Origin of the sequence: Streptomyces sp. STR69, assembly GCF_024519455.1 — a bacterium.
GTDB lineage: Bacteria > Actinomycetota > Actinomycetes > Streptomycetales > Streptomycetaceae > Streptomyces.
Genome location: NZ_JALJRY010000100.1, coordinates 1 through 570 on the forward strand (window position 1 = coordinate 1; position 570 = coordinate 570).

Sequence of the window (570 nt, forward strand, 5' to 3'; positions counted from 1 at the left end):
GTCTGATGGCCGACACCCAGGCCCCGGTGCACATTCCCCGCCGCTACCTCCGCACGATCGAGAACGTCACTGCGGCCGGCCCTCAACTCCACGACCACACAGGTGAGTTTGAGGGAGGCCCCGTCCAGGACCCCGACACGACCCCCATCCCGGCGGACGGCACCCTCACCTGGCCCACCTCCAACGCCCCGACCGTCCCGCCGTCCGCGCCCGGCCAACTCTCGTCGACCTACGTGACGTCCTACGGCTCGCTCCCGGACGGCACGGTCGGGCTGGTCTATGCGGAGCCGTTCTCCGACGAGGTGATCGAGGGGCTGCGCGGTCAGGTCTACGAGGCGCTCGGGTATTCCGATGATGTGCCCGAGTCGGTGCGTGAGCAGGTGCGGGACGTGTTGAGCCGGGAGAGCCTCGCGCTCCAACTGCCGTATCTGCGCTCGAACGGCGGGTATCGCGTCACCGTCCGGGTGGATGGGCGCGATCACACCGTCGACGTGCAGTTGACGTTGTCCGAGGCGCGGGAGTCGTTGCGGCAGGGGCGTTTCGACACGCGGGACGCGGACAAGCATGTCG

Annotated in this window: 1 protein-coding gene; it reads left to right on the forward strand. The window is 68.9% G+C overall.

The window, feature by feature from the left end:
• A partial coding sequence (locus OC490_RS49130) for a hypothetical protein (protein ID WP_262064566.1) occupies positions 1-570 on the forward strand: 570 nt, incomplete at both ends.